Source organism: Acinetobacter sp. AOR41_HL (genome assembly GCF_027854645.1).
Classification (GTDB): domain Bacteria; phylum Pseudomonadota; class Gammaproteobacteria; order Pseudomonadales; family Moraxellaceae; genus Acinetobacter; species Acinetobacter nosocomialis.
In genome coordinates, this window is the sequence record NZ_JAKTHZ010000025.1 from 116,598 (window position 1) to 131,575 (window position 14,978).

The 14,978-nt window shown below is 39.2% G+C and carries 18 protein-coding genes; 9 read left to right on the forward strand and 9 right to left on the reverse strand.

Annotated features, from left to right (window positions below; all coding sequences use genetic code 11):
* Positions 1–49: 49 nt before the first annotated feature.
* From MKL35_RS10335 to truA, 3 genes are read left to right on the forward strand one after another with little or no spacing between them, the layout of a single operon-like run.
* Positions 50–1,342 carry a hypothetical protein gene (locus tag MKL35_RS10335; protein ID WP_032009885.1) on the forward strand — a complete coding sequence of 431 codons (1,293 nt, stop codon included), beginning with the start codon at positions 50–52 and terminating at the stop codon, positions 1,340–1,342.
* Between the two features lie 58 nt (positions 1,343–1,400).
* A complete protein-coding gene (locus tag MKL35_RS10340; RefSeq protein ID WP_032009887.1) occupies positions 1,401–2,372 on the forward strand; it encodes an asparaginase in 972 nt (323 codons plus the stop codon).
* Between the two features lie 14 nt (positions 2,373–2,386).
* Positions 2,387–3,184: a tRNA pseudouridine(38-40) synthase TruA gene (gene truA / locus MKL35_RS10345; RefSeq protein WP_004710705.1), complete on the forward strand. Its 798-nt coding sequence runs from the start codon at positions 2,387–2,389 to the stop codon at positions 3,182–3,184.
* A 16-nt stretch (positions 3,185–3,200) separates the two neighbouring features.
* Here truA and MKL35_RS10350 read toward each other — a convergent pair whose 3' ends face one another.
* Complete coding sequence (locus MKL35_RS10350) at positions 3,201–4,211, reverse strand: AraC family transcriptional regulator (RefSeq protein WP_004710706.1); 1,011 nt, start codon at positions 4,209–4,211, stop codon at positions 3,201–3,203.
* A 264-nt stretch (positions 4,212–4,475) separates the two neighbouring features.
* Between MKL35_RS10350 and infA the strand changes: the two genes are divergently transcribed.
* Complete coding sequence (infA, locus tag MKL35_RS10355; RefSeq protein ID WP_001284370.1) at positions 4,476–4,697, forward strand: translation initiation factor IF-1; 222 nt, start codon at positions 4,476–4,478, stop codon at positions 4,695–4,697.
* Between the two features lie 51 nt (positions 4,698–4,748).
* Here the strand turns inward: infA and MKL35_RS10360 are convergent, their stop codons facing one another.
* Positions 4,749–5,123, reverse strand: coding sequence for a lysozyme inhibitor LprI family protein (locus tag MKL35_RS10360; protein ID WP_079377136.1), 375 nt, complete (start codon positions 5,121–5,123; stop codon positions 4,749–4,751).
* A gap of 167 nt (positions 5,124–5,290) precedes the next feature.
* Between MKL35_RS10360 and MKL35_RS10365 the strand changes: the two genes are divergently transcribed.
* Positions 5,291–5,698 carry a hypothetical protein gene (locus tag MKL35_RS10365; RefSeq protein WP_022575809.1) on the forward strand — a complete coding sequence of 136 codons (408 nt, stop codon included), beginning with the start codon at positions 5,291–5,293 and terminating at the stop codon, positions 5,696–5,698.
* Between the two features lie 53 nt (positions 5,699–5,751).
* Here the strand turns inward: MKL35_RS10365 and leuB are convergent, their stop codons facing one another.
* From leuB to leuC, 4 genes are all read right to left on the reverse strand, one after another.
* Positions 5,752–6,831, reverse strand: coding sequence for a 3-isopropylmalate dehydrogenase (gene leuB / locus MKL35_RS10370; protein WP_032009888.1), 1,080 nt, complete (start codon positions 6,829–6,831; stop codon positions 5,752–5,754).
* A 31-nt stretch (positions 6,832–6,862) separates the two neighbouring features.
* On the reverse strand, positions 6,863–7,453 hold the full coding sequence (locus MKL35_RS10375; protein ID WP_004710709.1) for a hypothetical protein: 591 nt from the start codon (positions 7,451–7,453) through the stop codon (positions 6,863–6,865).
* 112 nt (positions 7,454–7,565) lie between these two features.
* A complete protein-coding gene (gene leuD / locus MKL35_RS10380) occupies positions 7,566–8,213 on the reverse strand; it encodes a 3-isopropylmalate dehydratase small subunit (RefSeq protein WP_004883413.1) in 648 nt (215 codons plus the stop codon).
* 18 nt (positions 8,214–8,231) lie between these two features.
* Entirely contained in the window at positions 8,232–9,650 is a 1,419-nt protein-coding gene (gene leuC, locus MKL35_RS10385) for a 3-isopropylmalate dehydratase large subunit (RefSeq protein ID WP_002053327.1), read from the reverse strand.
* 244 nt (positions 9,651–9,894) lie between these two features.
* Between leuC and MKL35_RS10390 the strand changes: the two genes are divergently transcribed.
* Positions 9,895–10,143: a DUF2061 domain-containing protein gene (locus MKL35_RS10390; protein WP_031944325.1), complete on the forward strand. Its 249-nt coding sequence runs from the start codon at positions 9,895–9,897 to the stop codon at positions 10,141–10,143.
* Between the two features lie 117 nt (positions 10,144–10,260).
* On the forward strand, positions 10,261–11,121 hold the full coding sequence (locus tag MKL35_RS10395) for a LysR family transcriptional regulator (protein ID WP_004710713.1): 861 nt from the start codon (positions 10,261–10,263) through the stop codon (positions 11,119–11,121).
* Between the two features lie 5 nt (positions 11,122–11,126).
* On the opposite strand, the gene MKL35_RS10400 is transcribed toward MKL35_RS10395, so the two are convergent.
* Positions 11,127–11,363, reverse strand: a complete 237-nt coding sequence (locus MKL35_RS10400) for a hypothetical protein (protein WP_000164722.1) — start codon at positions 11,361–11,363, stop codon at positions 11,127–11,129.
* A gap of 95 nt (positions 11,364–11,458) precedes the next feature.
* Between MKL35_RS10400 and MKL35_RS10405 the strand changes: the two genes are divergently transcribed.
* Complete coding sequence (locus MKL35_RS10405) at positions 11,459–12,055, forward strand: hypothetical protein (protein ID WP_017393963.1); 597 nt, start codon at positions 11,459–11,461, stop codon at positions 12,053–12,055.
* A 4-nt stretch (positions 12,056–12,059) separates the two neighbouring features.
* Here the strand turns inward: MKL35_RS10405 and MKL35_RS10410 are convergent, their stop codons facing one another.
* The gene (locus tag MKL35_RS10410) at positions 12,060–13,499 is read right to left on the reverse strand and encodes a DUF2252 domain-containing protein (protein WP_032009891.1); all 1,440 of its coding nucleotides are present in this window, start codon (positions 13,497–13,499) and stop codon (positions 12,060–12,062) included.
* 153 nt (positions 13,500–13,652) lie between these two features.
* On the reverse strand, positions 13,653–14,303 hold the full coding sequence (locus MKL35_RS10415) for an HAD family hydrolase (RefSeq protein WP_270913565.1): 651 nt from the start codon (positions 14,301–14,303) through the stop codon (positions 13,653–13,655).
* 183 nt (positions 14,304–14,486) lie between these two features.
* On the opposite strand from MKL35_RS10415, the gene MKL35_RS10420 reads away from it, so the two are divergent.
* Positions 14,487–14,972: an RNA pyrophosphohydrolase gene (locus MKL35_RS10420; protein WP_000567255.1), complete on the forward strand. Its 486-nt coding sequence runs from the start codon at positions 14,487–14,489 to the stop codon at positions 14,970–14,972.
* Positions 14,973–14,978 lie beyond the last annotated feature (6 nt).

Below are 14,978 nucleotides of genomic sequence, written 5' to 3' on the forward strand. Positions count from 1 at the left end.
GAGTTAGCTCGCTTTATATTGCAATATTTTATTTTTTAAGGGGAAAGTAATGTTATATGTGATTCCGTTTATCATATTACTCGTGGTTGCTGTTGTTTTAAAAAAGCGCGAGAATGGCCAAAAACAAGAGACCACCTCCCCAAAAAGTATAAGTAAAAAATCGGGCAAAAAAGCAGGTGCCAAATCGAGTAAAAGCTCGCGTGAAAAAAGTAAAACCAATGTAGTTGAAGAAGTCACTCCTGCTCTTCCACAAAGTAGTCCTGTTCCTGAGGCTGTTCGTCAAAATATTCAACAGCTCATTCAAGAAAAACAGTTTTCAGCGGCTGAAGCTCAAGTCAATCAGGCACTAAAAAAAGACAATACCCAGCATGAATTGTATTTATTACTTCTTGAAGTTCATATTGCTCAAAAAGATGAATTCGCGATTCAACAACTAATTAGCCACATTCGCAGTTTGGCATTAAATGAAATCGCGATTAAAGCAGAAGCAAGACAAAAAGAATATGAGTCTGCAAGACAACCCGATGCTATTGATTTTCCTCAAGCTCAATCGTATGAAGAACCGAAAAACACACCTGACACAACTGCTCAGTTTGACCAGTTAACAACAAGTTCTTCTGAAACTTCTTTTGATGACTTGCAGAAAGACTATACACCTGTAAAACAAGAACCAGCACTTGAAGTTGAACCTTTAGAATTTAACTTTTCATTCGAAAAAACTACAGCTACCGAAAATATCAGTCAATCCGTACAGGAACCAGAACAATCAACATCTCAGCAAATACCAGAAGTTTCGTCATCTCAAGAAACAAATGAACTAGCTGATTTAGAGTTTTCTTTTGACTTGGCACCTCTGCATGAAAATGAAGAAAAAACTCAAGCAGTAGAAGTAAAAGCAAATCAAGAAAATAGCCTTAATGCATTAGATTTTAACCTTGACTTAAATCCTTCAATTTCAGAAAAAAAATCTGATGAACAAGTTCCATCATTAGATGAAATTACACTCGTAGAACAAGCACCATTAGAAGCGACCTCTATCGCACCTCTTGAGTTTTCGCTAGATGAACCTGCACTAGTTACAGCACCAGAAATTGAAACTCAAAACCATCTAGATGTAGTAACTAAAGAGGCTACTCAAACTCAAATAGAGGATCCACTACTAGACGCATTTCCAGAATTAAAACAAGTAAATGAAAGTGAGCTCGACTTAAAACTGGCTGAGCAATATATCAAGTTTGGTGAGAACCAAGCAGCGCGCAATTTACTACAGGCTAATGAGCAAAAATTCAACACAGAACAACAACAACATGCGAAAAACCTACTTAATCGCATAGCTTCTTAGAACTGTTCGATTTACCATAAGCAGTCAGAGATGACTGCTTTTTTATGCCTGCAAAAATATGAAAAAAATAGCCTTATTTTACATGGGTGGTACTTTTGGTTGCGTCGGTGAGCCGTTAGCACCTATGCCTTATGACCAATTCTTACCTCAACTTGAGAAAGTGATACCTCCACACTTAACAGTTGACTGCTTTGCGGCACCCAATATTGTCGATAGCAGTGCATGTACGGCTCCTGATTGGTTACGCCTAATTCAACGCATACAACAACTACAACTTGAAGGCTATCAGCATTTCGTTGTTATTCACGGTACAGACACGCTCAGTTATGCGGCTGCGACCCTAGCTCGCATTTTAGGCCAAAGCTGTCATATTGTGATTACTGGTAGCCAATACCCGTTACTCAATGTTCAAGGTGATAATACTCGTGAATTCACTGATGCAATCGAGAACTTATATCTTGCATTAGAACAAGTGATTAGCTTACCTGTAGGTGCTTATCTTGCATTCCATCATCAAGTATTCCATGCACAAACTGCATTAAAAACTCATACAACTGAACTCGATGCATTTTCAGGTTTAAGTAGTGAAGTTGAATTTACGCCTCAACAAAATGAATTGATCGTACAAGATGCTCAAATTGAACGAGCTGCTTCATTTCAGATTTTAAACTGGATGATGCAACCGATTTCAACACAGCACTTGGTACAACAGTTACGTCACTTACTTCCTGCTCCACCGCACTTTTTAGTGTTACAAGGCTTTGGTACAGGCAATATCGCAGTTAACCCTGAACTATTGGCAACATTAGATGAACTCTATGCTCATGGTTGTGTTCCAATCTTGGCAACACAAGTGACATTTGGCGGCATTGACCAACGTTATGCAATTAGTGCATGGGCCAAAACTGCAAAAATTGTCATTAATGATGCACATAGTCATGCAGATCTTTATGCAAAAGCACTTCAAATCTATTTAAAATACCCAACCCCAGAACAATGGCTCAGCCATTGGAATGAAAATTTGCATTAAATAGAGGTAAAGCTATGCAACGTTATGCGGTCGGTATTGAGTTTAGCGGAGTTCAATATCGAGGATGGCAAACACAACAGCCAGGCGTTGCCAGCGTTCAGGAAACTATCGAGCGTGTACTCAGCAAAATCGCAGATGAACCTATTGCACTTCACGGTGCAGGCCGAACAGATGCGGGAGTACATGCAACGAATATGGTGGCACACTTCGATACGAACGCCATTCGTCCAGAAATGGGATGGTTGAGAGGAGCAAATAGCCAGTTACCTAAAGATATTTCCATTCAGTGGATAAAACTGATGGATGAAAATTTTCATGCACGCTTTAAGGCAACGGCTCGACGTTACCGCTATGTTATTTATAACGCTCCTTGTCGACCAGCCCTCTTACATAAACAGGTCACGCACATTTACCAAAAGCTAGATGTGCAAAAGATGATTAAAGCTGCTAGTAAATTTGAAGGTACACATAACTTTGAAACCTTTCGCGCAGCAGCATGTCAGTCCAATAAACCTGTTCGACATGTAACGCATTGTCGTCTATTTGAACATGGCCGCTATTTAGTGTTAGATATTCAAGCAGATGGTTTTTTACACCATATGGTGCGTAATATTGTTGGATGCTTACTCGAAATTGGTCAAGGTATGTATGAAATAGACCATATTGATACGATGTTTGCAGCACAAGATCGTAAAGCGGCAGGAGTCACTGCTCCACCTGACGGTCTCTACTTTATTCAATGTTACTATCCCGAGCAGTTTGACTTACCACAGCCACCACTTGGGCCACATTGGTTAAACCTACCTGAGTAGGCTTAACCCATTTTTATTAGCGGTGCTGTTTACGCTTACGGTACTCAACTGGTGTTTCATTGGTCCAACGTTTAAACGCACGATAGAACGTACTTGGTTCAGAGAAACCCGTTAAATACACAATACGCTCCACACTCTCGCTGGTATTTGCCAAAAGTTTTTTAGCTAAACGACAACGATAGTCAGAAAGTATTTGTTGGAAACTGGTATTCGCTTCACTCAACTGAGTGCGTAAACGACGTGGCGTAATATTTAATTGTGCTGCTACAGTTTCTAGCGTGGTTTCTCCACTTTCTAGTGTTGAACCAATCGCTCGACGAACCTCACCAACCAAATCATAACGAGCCAATTCTTGTAGCTTTTCAATTGCGAGCTGTTCATGCAGTTGCAATAGTTCAGGTTCCGCCTGCCAAAGCTGGAAGTCTAAAATGGCAGGATCAAAATATAGCCTTGTTTCTTTTTGCCCTAAACTTACCGGACAGCCATAAACTCGGAAATATTCATCTTCCGAAGCACCTTCACTAAAGTTAAAATCGATGAAGATAGGATGAAACTGACCTTCGGTAATAAATTTGAAGAATCGAAGCACACCAGAAATCGCACATTCTGAAAAATGACGATTCACAAGGTTATCAGCCCCCACTTGCTCACCATTGGTTAAATAGCAACGCCCATCTTCGACAACCAGCTTTGCATCAAATGCATCACTAATTAGACGTTGATACGCTAAAGCTCTTTTAAGGCCTTCACCAAAGGTTTCACTACTAATAAATAAATGTTCAATCACCTGACCACGGTACAAAGGCAAATGCTCACCTAAATGCAAACCGATGTCTGGATCTTTACTGACTTCCTGAGCTGCAGTCCAAAAGGCATACTGTGCACTTAACGGAGTACGTGCATTTGTATCGACCTGATTTAAAGCGACTCCCGCTTTAGTTAATATTTCTTCTGTTGGCAATCCTGCACGACGAATTGCTTGATAGCCAAAACGTAATACAACTGATGCATCTGTTAGCTGACCCACGCAGTGCCCTTCCATGTAGATACTTCATTGATACTTAGGAGCTGTTGACTCTTTATGCATGAACAGTCCCTAATAACTATGATTTTAGATTAGCGTTGATTGACCAAACTGACAACAGAATTAGAGTTGTTTTGTGAAAAAAATTACATCTTTTTTTACTAGTCATAGTTTAACCAGATGCTTTAACAAGAAGATGTCTATCTTGTTTTTTTTAAATAAATTGACTATAATTTGCGCCTTTCCAATTTGATCATCAGGTAGGCTATGGCCAATAAAGAGGAACTCATTGAGTTCGAAGGCGTTGTCACCGAAACGCTTCCTAATACGATGTTCCGTGTACGTCTTGAAAACGGTCACGAAGTTATTGCACACATTTCTGGTAAAATGCGTAAACACTATATCCGTATTCTTACTGGCGACAGTGTAAAAGTCGAAATGACTCCATATGACTTAACTAAAGGTCGTATTACGTACCGTGCTCGCTAATTAGTGAATGCAAAAAAGCCACTTCATGATGTGGCTTTTTTATTGCTTTATTTATTCACTTAATCGACTAGACTTACATCCAACTGTTTGGCATTCACGCAATCTTTCTTGTAGCCAATGGTTTCTTTCCTGCGTTGTCTGTAAACGACACTGCACGTCTACACTATTTCTATTTGAATCTGTACATTCAGCATCACGTTGACGTATCCACGCAAGCTGAGACTTCTTAAGCGTATTTCTTTGCGTCGCATTCAATTTTGCTCTTAATGCCTGATAATTTTTATTTAGATCCGCATCAGCACTCGCATAGATTTTATTTGTACAATAAATATCATCATAGGTATTACGAGTAGTGTCGCAATTATCGGCATATACCGCTGTTACTCCAAAGCTGCATAAAAGTGCTAAAAGTATTTTTTTCATCATGTTTTCCTTAAGTTTTTTGCAAAATAATTATAAAGCCTTTCAGATATGAGTATGAATTGCTAGATAAACTCATCCTCCATTTATCATAAACTTCCTTTTTTTCTTTACAAGCTAGGCAATCCAACCTACCGTTATCTAACAATAAATATAATTTGATAGAGAGAAAAATGAATATACCGAACTTATGCCGAATAACCTTGCTCTCAGTGATGTCTATTTATTTGAACGGTTGCGCAACTCAACCACGCCAATCTGTCGACTTACAAGAATATTTAAAAGGCTTTCTGGGCAAATCATCGACCACCATTCAACAAGAACTAAACTTACGCGGTCTTGGCTTTCAAATTGCGCATGTTCCACAAAAAACATCAAATCAACTCATCTACACGATTCTACGACCATTAAGTATTCCCATTCCTATGGTGAGTAATGTAGAGATGGGTGGTAATCCAGTTCCTATTCAATCGGGGACATTAGGGAGCAACTCTTACGATGTTAATTTTAATTGCAAAGTTATTTTTCAGCTTAAAAATGACATTGCTGAATCTATTCAATACGAAGGTAAAGCTTGCTAAACACAACCATAAAAAAACGCAGCTTGAAGCTGCGTTTTTTAGCAAAGTAGCGATTAAGCAAGAGCAGCAACGACTGCTTCACCCATCTCGGCTGTACCTACTTTAGTCATGCCTTCAGACATAATATCGGCTGTACGGAAACCTTGATCAAGTACTTGCCCTACTGCATCTTCAATTGCTTTAGCAGCAGCTTCTGCACGGAATGTATAACGAAGCATCATTGCAACAGAAAGAATGGTTGCTAATGGGTTTGCCACATTTTGACCCGCAATATCAGGCGCCGAACCATGACAAGGTTCATACATGCCTTTGCCATTTTCATCTAAAGAAGCTGACGGCAACATACCAATTGAGCCTGTAAGCATTGCTGCTTCATCAGACAAGATATCGCCAAACAAGTTGCCTGTCACGATTACGTCAAACTGTTTAGGCGCACGTACAAGCTGCATGGCAGCATTGTCCACATACATGTGTGAAAGCTTAATATTTGGATAGTTGGCTTGCTGTAAATCCGTGACTGTTTGCTTCCAAAGCTCTGTTACTTCTAAAACATTGGCTTTATCTACAGAACACACTTTACCGCCACGTAATCCTGCAAGTTCAAAAGCAACTTTTGCAATACGCTTAATTTCGCTCTCAGAATAAACGTCAGTGTTATAGCCCTGTTTTTCACCATTTTCGAGTTCACGAATACCACGTGGTTGACCAAAATAGATACCACCTGTCAATTCACGAACAATTAAAATATCTAAACCAGCAACAATCTCAGGCTTTAAGCTAGAAGCATCGGCTAATTGTGGATATAAAATCGCTGGGCGCAAGTTAGCAAACAAGTTAAGTTCACTACGAATTTTTAAAAGACCGCGTTCAGGGCGAATAGAGCGTTCAATAGTGTCCCATTTTGGTCCACCAACGGCGCCTAATAAAATGGCATCAGCTTTTTTGGCTTGCTCACTTGTTACAGCTGGATACGGTTCTCCATGAGCATCAATCGCAGCTCCACCTAACAAGCCATGTTCCCAAGTCAAAGACAAATTAAATTTTTCATTTACTTTATTTAATACTTTTTCTGCTGCCCCAACAATTTCAGGACCAATCCCATCGCCAGCCAAAATTAAAATCTGTTTAGACATGAAGTTTTCCATTTTCAAAGACAAGACAGTGTTATGACTGTCGTGGTGTTAGTTTTTTCTGTTCGAGAAATTCACCGAGTCCTGTGGTTACATCAAATGGTCGACAAAAACGGCGAATTACACGCCCATCCTGCTCTAAGTCAACACATAATGGATCTGGTACAGAAACATTCAGCAAACTACCCGAACGGTTAGATTTGTCTCGGTACATTTTAAACATATAGCGATGGTTGGCTTTGAATTGGTGAATAACATGGATGGTTTCTGCCCGATCTGGAGAAATCGGATAGTAACGAATCACCACTTCATATTGTTTGGCAGGCACAGATAAATACAAACTATTGCTTTGACTTAACACCGAACCATTTAATCTCACAATTCCTTGATGAATTGCCTGATTACTAATACGACGTGTCTGTGCATCAACAACAGTAATATCATTTAGCCGTTCAAATTCGCAACTTTTTGCGCCCGAACAATATATTGCTGCATTCTGCCCCAAATTTTCTTGTTCAGCCTGCTTAATACGAACAGTATCCACTACATTGTAAGTGCTCTGACAAGCACTTAGTGTTATTGCGCACAGGCCCAACAAAAAGCTATGAGTAACGTTCCTCTTCATTGTTCAAGCCCAATCCTCATCTAGTGCATAATTTTAAGCTGTTGTTATGCTTTAGCATGTTAGCAAGAGTTTGAACACGACGCCATGACTATGTTTAAAATGTACCAAAAGGTTAATTTATCTCTTGGAATACCCAAGGACGAACCTGTTTGGTTTTTTCTTCATAAGCGCGAATTGCGTCCGCATTTTGAAGAGTTAAGCCAATATCATCCAAGCCATTTAACAAGCAATGCTTACGAAATGGATCCACTTCGAATTTAAATGCTTCACCTGTTGGTGTACGAACTTCTTGCGCAGCCAAATCAATTGTTAATTGATATCCTTCATTCGCAGCACATTCTTTGAATAATTGATCAACAATATTCTCAGATAAAATAACTGGTAACATGCCGTTTTTAAAACAGTTATTAAAGAAAATATCAGCAAAGCTTGGTGCAATAACGGTACGGAAACCATATTCGTTTAATGCCCAAGGTGCATGCTCACGACTTGAACCACAACCAAAGTTCGTACGAGCAATTAAAACTGTTGCTCCCTGATAACGTGGTTGATTCAAAACAAAGTCCGGATTTTTTGGACGTACCGAGTTATCTTGACCTGGGTAACCTTCATCTAAATAACGAAGTTCATCAAATAAGTTGTCGCCAAAACCAGTACGTTTAATCGATTTTAAAAACTGTTTTGGAATAATTAAATCTGTATCGACATTGGCACGATCTAATGGTGCAACGATACCTTGTTCAACTGTATAAGCTTTCATGGTTTGCTCCAGACCGAATTAAAATGAACGAACGTCAACAAAATGACCTGCAATCGCAGCAGCAGCTGCCATTGCCGGACTTACCAAGTGAGTACGACCACCATTACCCTGACGACCTTCAAAGTTACGGTTTGATGTCGATGCACAGTGTTCGCCCGGTTGTAACTTGTCTGCATTCATGGCTAAACACATTGAACAACCCGGTTCACGCCACTCGAAACCAGCTTCCAAGAAAATTTTATCCAAACCTTCTTTTTCTGCCTGCTGTTTCACTAAACCAGAACCCGGAACAATCATCGCTTGCTTAATGCTAGAAGCCACTTTACGGCCTTTAACCACCTCAGCAGCAGCACGGATATCTTCAATACGTGAGTTAGTGCAAGAACCAATAAATACACGGTCAAGTTGAATCTCAGCCAATGCCTGACCTGCGTTTAACCCCATATATTGATACGCACGTGTCCAGTCACTACGTTGTACGTCATCTTTCGCTTGTTCTAAAGTTGGTACAGCTTTAGATACTGGAATTACCATCTCAGGTGAAGTTCCCCAAGATACCTGTGGTTCAATCTCTGCGCCATTTAACTCAACAACTGCATCAAAAACAGCATCATCGTCTGAATGTAAAGTGTTCCAATAAGCAACCGCTTGTTCCCACTGCTCACCTTTTGGTGCGTAGCTACGGCCTTTTACGTATTCAATGGTTTTGTCATCAACTGCAACCATACCAACACGTGCACCCGCTTCAATCGCCATGTTACATACCGTCATACGTCCTTCAATCGACATATCACGGAAAACTTGACCACCGAACTCAATTGCGTAACCCGTACCGCCTGCGGTACCGATTTTACCGATAATCGCCAACACCACATCTTTTGGTGTTACGCCCTTACCTAAAACGCCATCAACACGAACCAACATATTTTTTGATTTTTTCTGAATCAAACATTGTGTCGCTAAAACGTGTTCAACTTCAGATGTCCCGATACCATGTGCCAAACAACCAAAGGCACCGTGAGTTGCTGTATGCGAGTCACCGCATACCACCGTCATACCCGGTAAAGTTAAGCCTTGTTCAGGACCAACAACATGTACAATACCTTGGCGAATGTCATTAATACCAAATTCAACGATATTAAATGCCTTACAGTTATCATCTAAGGTTTGAACCTGAATACGCGATGTATCATCTTCAATACCTGCAATGCCCTGATCACGCTCTTTTTTAGACGTTGGAACGTTGTGGTCTGGTGTAGCTACGTTTGCGCTTAAACGCCACGGTTGACGACCCGCAAGTTGCAAACCTTCAAATGCTTGTGGACTTGTTACTTCATGCAATAAATGACGGTCGATATAAAGTAAGCACGAACCATCATCACGCTCTGTAACTACGTGGTCATCCCACAATTTGTCATATAAAGTTTTGCCTGCCATGTCGTCTTGCTCCATTGGACTGGGTAATTCTAATCTTTCTTCGATTATAGCCAGAGTTTCACATAAATCTAATTTATCATTTTTATAAATTAGAAAACTTTTAGGAATCATTCCTGCATATCTTAATATCGCTCAAAAATATTTAAATCGGATTTGTTAATGATTATCATTTGCATAATCAATTTTTAATCTTATATTCTTATCTCTATACTAAAAATATCAAATATAGGTAGAGAGAACGATGATGGCTAATATTCAAAAATTCGTTGTAAATAACCAACGTACATTAAAGAAAACCTTAAGTTACTACATTATGCATATTACGGTAGCAATGCTAGTCGCATACTTTGTAACAGGTAACATTTGGATGGCTTTAACATTAAGTATGTTAGAACCGACCGTACAAGCATTTGCATTTTTCTTTCATGAAAAAGTATGGGCAGCAAAAGACCGTCGTATTTCAGCTTTAAACGAAAAAGAGACAACTGCTTAGGTTAAGATTAATACGCCAAATCACAAGTTTATAGAACGTTTGGCTGCAAGCATGATACGATTTTGGCTTGGCGACTTTAGCCTCTCTCGATTTTTCTATCCCAAGTAGAGTTGTATTATGAATCTTGCAGCCTTTGAAGCTTTTGTAAAAGTTATGGAAACAGGGTCTATCTCTGTGGCTGCAGATCAACTCTTTATTACCCAACCTGCTGTTACCAAACGTATTCATAGTCTCGAAGAATATTTCGGCGTAAAGCTATTTGAGTCGGCAGGACGTGGGGTTCAAGCCACTCATGCTGCGCATTCATTATTACCAAAAGTCAAAAGCTGGTTAAATGAACTTAAAGATATTCACCACACGCTAAGTCATGAACAAACACAAATACAAGGCCGTTTAAAAATTGGCACGAGTCATCACATCGGTTTGCACCACTTACCTGCTCCACTTAAACACTTTGTTCAGCAGTTTCCACAAGTCACTTTAGACGTACATTTTGTTGACTCAGAACAAGCCCACGAACAGGTCCTTGCTGGTGATTTAGAGCTGGCATTTTTAACGCTTCCTCCTTCAGGTGATGAACGTCTTAACTACATTACCATCTGGAATGATCCTTTAGTTTTTGTAGCTGCTCCATTTCATCCATTGGCTCAAAAAAAGAATTTAACCTTACAAGATTTAATTGAATATCCAAGTTTGCTGCCTGCCGCACAGACTTATACAGCCCAAATTACTTTGGCCGAGTTTGAAAAACAGGGGCTTAAACCGAAAATTACTATGAGTAATAACCCTCTAGAGTCAATTCGTATGTTGGTCTCTATTGGTTTAGGTTGGTCAGTTTTACCAAAAACTTTATTGAATCAAGATATGCAGCAGCTCGATTTAAATGTCGAGATGAACCGTCAGCTAGGTATGGTATGGCACCCTGCACGTACGCAATCTAGAGCCATGCAAGAGTTGATTAAAATGATGCAAGAATAACGGTATTAATGGCTATATTTTTTAACAAGGATATAAATCAAAGCCGCGAAAGGTAGTAGTAAAAATAGAACGCCCCAACTGAAACATATGGCAGCGAAAATAATTCCGCCAAGTGCACTCATAAACAGTAAAGCAATGATATAAATAAGTAACTCACCAAAAATAGCGGTAATGAGCTGATCTATAAATTCTTGAAAGAAACCATTGCTACCTTTACTTTTAGTGCGCTTATTTTTAGTCATGCTATTTTAATTAATAAAGTTATATATTGATTGGAAATAATACTGTAAATATATACCCTTTACTCTACTATCCTTATACTTTTCGCTTAAGATTCATGATCGTGAAGAATCCATATTCAAATATAATTAAAGTCGGTTTATATATATTTATAACTTTAGCTATCTTAGTTCTAGTTACATTTATTTGGTTTAAACCGATACGTGTTATTTTCGCCCATCACCTTTCATTGTTACATTGTGATGGTCAAGTCTGTGTAGATGATCCAAAGACACAACCTCTTGCGAACACACTTTATAATCAGGCATTACAAGAAACCCAAGATAAATTAGGTGCTTTTCATCAACAGCCCACTATGGTTTTTTGCTCCACTCCACAATGTGCCAATACCTTTGGTATGGAAAAAGCAGCCGCTAAAGCGGTTGGTAATTTGGGGTTATTGGTTGCACCACGAGGCTGGAAAGATTTCTACATCACCCATGAACTTATTCATCATCGACAAGCCGAAGAATGGGGAAATATAGCAATGCTGACTAAACCTAAATGGCTGGTAGAAGGCATGGCTTATAGCTTAAGTGATGATCCACGCCCTACGTTATCGGAGCCCTTTCAGCAATGGCGGGCGCAATTCAAGCTTTGGCATCAACAGAACCCTGACCCAAATATTTGGCATGCCACAGAGAAAGTTAAATAATTTATTAAAGCGCGTCATCTCCGGCGAGCTGAATCTTACTATCAACAATTTCATTCATAAATTGCTGATAGTCGTTTAGATTACGCTCTGCATATTCTTCTGCATAGGTTTGTAATACGTCTACAATCATATCACCCTCTCCAAGATATCCTATAAGTACATCTGCATTTCCCGATTTTGCATGGGCATGCGCTAAAGCCAAGCCACAATCTTCAGCATACTTATAGAAATACTCTTCATCCATATCCTTAAGATTAAAAGAGATTTTCATATCACGTAACTGACGTACATGAAAATGTTGAGTTGATATTGAGGAAAATCCAAGAAATATATCACTTGCGGCCTGCATCAGTTGCTGGCCATGTATTACACGTTCACCTTCGTGATTTACTTGTTCTACAAATAACGGACTAAGAATTGATGGATTCGCTTCTTTCATTTGTAAAATTAATGGTTCCCGATCTGCATCCTGAAATAATGCTATGGCTGATCGTGTACCAACACTTCCGATACCAACCACTTTAAAAGCCACATCTGTACATTGATAACGATCAAAAAGGACTTGGCGATCATATTTCAAAGAGTCACGGTATTGTTTAAAGAATACGTCAACATCTTTACTAAATGGTTCATCTGCATTTGGGTGCCATAATAACGGCGCATCATCTACAAAATGACGCAAGCCTGTATCTTGGTCTTGCTGTGTAAGTTTCGGCAATACAGAGTACACCGTTTTTTTCTGCGCAGAATCAAGATCCTTTTCACTTTTTTTTCTTAGTTTTCGGCATTCAGTATTTTCTAATAAGGTAACGGCATCAATTTTTTCATACCAAACTTGTAGAGGCGAAAGTTTGGCATTTTCTAATAAGTGCTGACGATAACTATTCAGCATTATTTTAACTGCTTTTAAACCCACTTTATCTGCAAGATTAATATCACGTGCTGCAATCACAAAACTGGTTGCTAAACGCTTTACATCCCATTCAAACGGGGCAACTAAAGTTTCATCAAAATCATTAATTCCAAATAACAGGTTACGTTCTGGACTTGCAAAACCACCAAAGTTACTTAAATGACAATCACCACAAATCTGTTGAAATAAACCTGAATTTAGTGGCTCCCACACTTGGTCAAATAGCATCAAAGAAGGCATACCACGATAAAATGTAAATGGTGAAACGCTCATCCGTTTTGCACGAATCGGTTTGAGTTTTTCTAAACGTCCTTGGTTACTCCAATCATAGATCGTTAAAGCAGTTGTTCCTTCTGGCCGTTCAGAAAGTTTTGAAAGTTGTTCAAGCGGTACTTTTTTCCGTTGAGTCTTACCTAATTTAAAACCCTCTCTTTTACTCAGTAATTTTCCTTGATAGCTATGACGTGTTAAATCAATGCTTTGATTATTCCAAAGTTGTTCTGGTAATTTAATCTGTGGTGTTTTTGACATTATTACCTCTTTTTTTAAATTTATTTTTATTGAACTTATCAATATTTATTTTTGGATTAGGATTTTCATGGGATATAAAAAGAACGATTTAAACCTAATGAATTAAGAGTTGGAAAACCTTAAATACCGTATGGGTCTTCCAACTCTACAATCTTAAATCGACCAGTCCTGAATTTCCCAGTTATGCTCTTGAGCTAACTTTTCTAGACGATCATCAGGATTTACAGCAATTGCATGTGTTGCATATTCAAGTAAAAAACGGTCATTGATTGAATCTGAATAAGCCCAAGACTCAGACACACTGCGTCCAGCCAACCAATCGTCAAGACGCGCAAGCTTACCTTTTTGATAACATGCTAAGCCTGCAACTTTACCTGTATATTTGCCATCAACAACTTCGGCATTGGTTGCTAAAATTTCAGTAATGCCAAATTCACGGAAAATCGGCGCCGTAATAAAATCACTCGTTGCCGTAATACCCACAATGGTATGGCCTAAATCTTGATGTTTCTTAATCGCCTCAAAACCTTTAGGACGCATTTGAGGGCGAATTACTTTTTCCATAAACAACTGATGAAGCTCAGTTAAATAGTTATTGTCATGCTTAGTTAAAAAGCCAAAAACAAATTCATTATAAGCATAGGGGTCAAGTTGCCCTGCTTTGTAATCTTCATAAAATTTATCATTCATCTGACGATGATGAACCGGATCAACCAAACCTTCATTGACTAAAAATTCACCCCAATAATGGTCTGAATCGGTATTTAACAAGGTATGGTCTAAATCAAACAACGCCAGTTTCATGAAAATTCTCGTTTAAACTGAAATTTAAGAAAAAAAATGTAAATCTATCTCCGCTAGTCGATAGAAATTCGTTAAGATCGTAACAATTTAAACATTTTACTTTGATCTTTTCGAGCTGGACATAAAAAGTTGTTGGTCCCCGTGGTCAAAGTCAACGATATAGACAAATATTTAGGTAGCCAAATGATCGACTCAGAAGGTTTCCGACCGAATGTCGGGATCATTTTGGCAAACGATGATGGACAGGTTTTATGGGCAAAGCGCATTGGTCACAATGCTTGGCAATTTCCACAAGGAGGCATCCAGTTTGGAGAAACCCCTGAACAGGCACTTTTTCGAGAACTGAGAGAAGAAATCGGCTTATTGCCCGAACATGTCCAGATTATTGCGCAAACCAAGGGATGGCTGCGTTATCGTTTGCCACATCGGTACATTCGGTCAGACTCTGACCCCGTATGTATCGGACAGAAACAAAAATGGTTTTTACTGAAGTTAACTGCGCCTGCAAAAAATATTCAGTTGAACCTCTCTGACCCGCCCGAATTCGATGAATGGCAGTGGGTTAGCTATTGGTATCCTCTTGGTCAAGTGGTGAACTTTAAGCGTGATGTTTACCGCAAAGCCATGGTGGAGTTGTGTACACAGTTGCCTATGCAACAATTACCCTAAAAATCA

What these genes read in the sequence shown, in the direction of transcription:
- MKL35_RS10340 (WP_032009887.1), top strand. Translation starts at nt 1,401, where the DNA reads ATGAAAAAAATAGCCTTATTTTACATGGGTGGTACTTTTGGTTGCGTC.
- MKL35_RS10410 (WP_032009891.1), bottom strand. Translation starts at nt 13,499, where the DNA reads ATGTCAAAAACACCACAGATTAAATTACCAGAACAACTTTGGAATAAT.
- MKL35_RS10365 (WP_022575809.1), top strand. Translation starts at nt 5,291, where the DNA reads ATGAATATACCGAACTTATGCCGAATAACCTTGCTCTCAGTGATGTCT.
- leuB (WP_032009888.1), bottom strand. Translation starts at nt 6,831, where the DNA reads ATGTCTAAACAGATTTTAATTTTGGCTGGCGATGGGATTGGTCCTGAA.
- MKL35_RS10400 (WP_000164722.1), bottom strand. Translation starts at nt 11,363, where the DNA reads ATGACTAAAAATAAGCGCACTAAAAGTAAAGGTAGCAATGGTTTCTTT.
- MKL35_RS10395 (WP_004710713.1), top strand. Translation starts at nt 10,261, where the DNA reads ATGAATCTTGCAGCCTTTGAAGCTTTTGTAAAAGTTATGGAAACAGGG.
- leuC (WP_002053327.1), bottom strand. Translation starts at nt 9,650, where the DNA reads ATGGCAGGCAAAACTTTATATGACAAATTGTGGGATGACCACGTAGTT.
- MKL35_RS10360 (WP_079377136.1), bottom strand. Translation starts at nt 5,123, where the DNA reads ATGATGAAAAAAATACTTTTAGCACTTTTATGCAGCTTTGGAGTAACA.
- truA (WP_004710705.1), top strand. Translation starts at nt 2,387, where the DNA reads ATGCAACGTTATGCGGTCGGTATTGAGTTTAGCGGAGTTCAATATCGA.
- leuD (WP_004883413.1), bottom strand. Translation starts at nt 8,213, where the DNA reads ATGAAAGCTTATACAGTTGAACAAGGTATCGTTGCACCATTAGATCGT.
- MKL35_RS10420 (WP_000567255.1), top strand. Translation starts at nt 14,487, where the DNA reads ATGATCGACTCAGAAGGTTTCCGACCGAATGTCGGGATCATTTTGGCA.
- MKL35_RS10375 (WP_004710709.1), bottom strand. Translation starts at nt 7,453, where the DNA reads ATGAAGAGGAACGTTACTCATAGCTTTTTGTTGGGCCTGTGCGCAATA.
- MKL35_RS10405 (WP_017393963.1), top strand. Translation starts at nt 11,459, where the DNA reads ATGATCGTGAAGAATCCATATTCAAATATAATTAAAGTCGGTTTATAT.
- MKL35_RS10390 (WP_031944325.1), top strand. Translation starts at nt 9,895, where the DNA reads ATGGCTAATATTCAAAAATTCGTTGTAAATAACCAACGTACATTAAAG.
- infA (WP_001284370.1), top strand. Translation starts at nt 4,476, where the DNA reads ATGGCCAATAAAGAGGAACTCATTGAGTTCGAAGGCGTTGTCACCGAA.
- MKL35_RS10335 (WP_032009885.1), top strand. Translation starts at nt 50, where the DNA reads ATGTTATATGTGATTCCGTTTATCATATTACTCGTGGTTGCTGTTGTT.
- MKL35_RS10415 (WP_270913565.1), bottom strand. Translation starts at nt 14,303, where the DNA reads ATGAAACTGGCGTTGTTTGATTTAGACCATACCTTGTTAAATACCGAT.